Genomic DNA, 2352 nt, shown 5'->3' with positions numbered 1-2352 from the left:
CCATGATGGTGTCGTACATGGCGCTGACCAGTGAGGTCGAGCCGGTGGTGTCCTGCGACAGCTCCCAGTTCATCACGCCGCCGGCGTTTGCGAGGGCCCACTGCGTCTTGCGCTTGACCGTCGGGACGCCGTTGTAGCACTGCTGGGCCCCGCCGGCGGTGGTGCAGTCCCGGTTGGCGTTCGCCGGGTCCAGCGCGACCAGCGCCGAGTATGTGTAGTAGCCGGGACGGCTGTAGAACGGGATGCCGAGGACGGCCTTGCTGGCCGGCAGGCCGCGGGCCTTCCACAGGTTGACGCTGTTGATCGACCAGTCGTAGTTCGAGTGCGGGCTGCCGCCGTCGTACGCCATGATGTTGAGCCAGTCGACCTGGTTGAACACGGCCGGCTGCACGCCGTCGACGGAGTAACCCTCGGAGACCACCGCGGCGGTGAGCAGCTTGCCGCGACTGTGCATCGCGCTGCCGAGCTGCGTCATGAGCGCCGTGTAGTTGTTGGCCGAGGCGCCCGGGTCGGGGTATTCCCAGTCCATGTCGACGCCGTCGAGGTTGTACTGGTTGACGAAGTTGACCAGGTTGTTGACGAAGGTGGTCCGGCTGCCGGAGTTGGCCGCGAGGGCCTCGAAGGCCGAGTCGTTGCCGTCGTTCCAGCCGCCGACGGCGATGGACACCTTGACGTTGTTGGCGTGTGCCTGGGAGACCAGCGAGGAGAGTTTGCTCGGGTTCTCCACCGCGCGCAGGCTGCCGTCGTTGTTGGGCAGCACGAACGCGTAGTTGATGTGGGTGAGCTTGTTGTACTGGATGGTGTTGACGTTGCCGGCCCAGGAGGGCATGTAGCCGACGCTCTTGAAGTTGTTCGGCAGCACCACGGCCTGCGCGGCGGTGGCGGTGACGGTCAGAGTGGCGCCGGCCGTGGCCAGCGCGAGCAGGCCGGCGGCGAGGGCGCGGCGCAGTGGTGAGGACATCGGGGGCCTTCCCGTGGGCGGGGGACGACACCCGCCCACGCGGGGTGTCGCGGGCGGGGAGTGCGGGACGCAGGTACGGGTGGGCCTCGAGGCAGCCAAATCTTAAAGAGTGTTAACTGTCCGAGTCAATCAACATCGGTGGATTTCTGGCCTGCTGATGTCGATATGGGGTTTGCCCAAACGACCGTTAAGCTGGCGGGGTGGGAATCGACGAGCTGTTTCCGCCGGATCGGCTGATCGCCGCGCAGCGCGCCACGGCTGCCGCCGGCCTGGACGCCCTGCTGCTCACCCCCGGATCCGACCTGCGGTACCTGACCGGGTACGACGCCCACGCGGGGGAGCGGCTGACCTGCCTGGTGCTGCCCGCCGAGGGCGAGCCGACCCTGATCGTGCCGAGGCTGGAACGTCCGGCGGCGGAGGCGTCCCCAGCGCCGGCCACCGGGGTGCGCATCGTCGACCACGTCGACGGCACCGACCCGTACCCCCTGGTCGTGGCCGCCCTCGACGGCCCGGTCGCGGCGGTCGGGCTCGCCGACCGGATGTGGGCCGAGCAGGTCCTCGGCCTGCGCGCGGCGCTGCCCGACGCCGCGCAACGCCTCGCCGGGGAGGTGCTGCGTGAGCTGCGGATCCGCAAGTCCCCGGCGGAGATCGCGGCGCTCGCCGAGGCCGGCGCGGCGATCGACGAGGTGCACCTGCGGATGGGCGAGTGGCTGCGCCCCGGGCGCACCGAGGCCGAGGTCGGGACCGACATCGCCGCGGCGATCCGCGCCGCCGGGCCCGTCAGCGTCGACTTCGTCATCGTGGCGGCCGGGCCGAACGGGGCCAGCCCGCACCCCGGCACCTCCGACCGGCGGATCGGCGCCGGCGAGCCGGTGGTGGTCGCCATCGGCGGCACGATGCCGTCGGGCTACCGCTCGGACTGCACCCGCACCTATCTGGTGGGCGGGCCGGCGCCGGCCGACTTCCTCGACTACTACGCGGTGCTGCGCGACGCCCAGCGTGCCGCCGTCGAGGCGGTGCGGCCCGGCATCACCGGCGCGGCGGCCGACGCGGCGGCCCGGGAGCCGATCGCCGCCGCCGGCTACGGGCCCGCCTTCCTGCACCGCACCGGCCACGGCATCGGGCTCGACGGGCACGAGGAGCCGTACCTGGTGGACGGCAACGACCGGCCCCTGGAGGCCGGGATGGCGTTCTCCATCGAACCGGGCATCTATCTCGCGGGCCGGCACGGCGCCCGCATCGAGGACATCGTCGTCTGCACAACGGACGGCGTGCAACGGCTCAACACCACCCCCACGGAGCTCATCGCGCTATGACTGTCGACCGGATCCTCCCCACCGACGAGGCCCACGACCTGCTGGATCTCGCCACCGAGCTCGCCGACCGCGAGC

Annotated in this window: 2 protein-coding genes; one reads left to right on the top strand and one right to left on the bottom strand. The window is 71.1% G+C overall.

The window, feature by feature from the left end:
* Positions 1-961: glycosyl hydrolase family 18 protein (locus tag KBX53_RS29985; RefSeq protein ID WP_210863035.1), on the bottom strand; the 961-nt coding region annotated here is incomplete at its 3' end.
* 200 nt (positions 962-1161) lie between these two features.
* On the opposite strand from KBX53_RS29985, the gene KBX53_RS29980 reads away from it, so the two are divergent.
* Positions 1162-2277, top strand: a complete 1116-nt coding sequence (locus KBX53_RS29980) for a Xaa-Pro peptidase family protein (RefSeq protein WP_210863033.1) — start codon at positions 1162-1164, stop codon at positions 2275-2277.
* Positions 2278-2352: the final 75 nt, after the last annotated feature.

Origin of the sequence: Micromonospora sp. M51 (assembly GCF_018070305.1) — a bacterium.
Classification (GTDB): Bacteria; Actinomycetota; Actinomycetes; order Mycobacteriales; family Micromonosporaceae; genus Micromonospora; species Micromonospora parva.
This window is presented reverse-complemented; position numbering and strand designations above follow the sequence as displayed.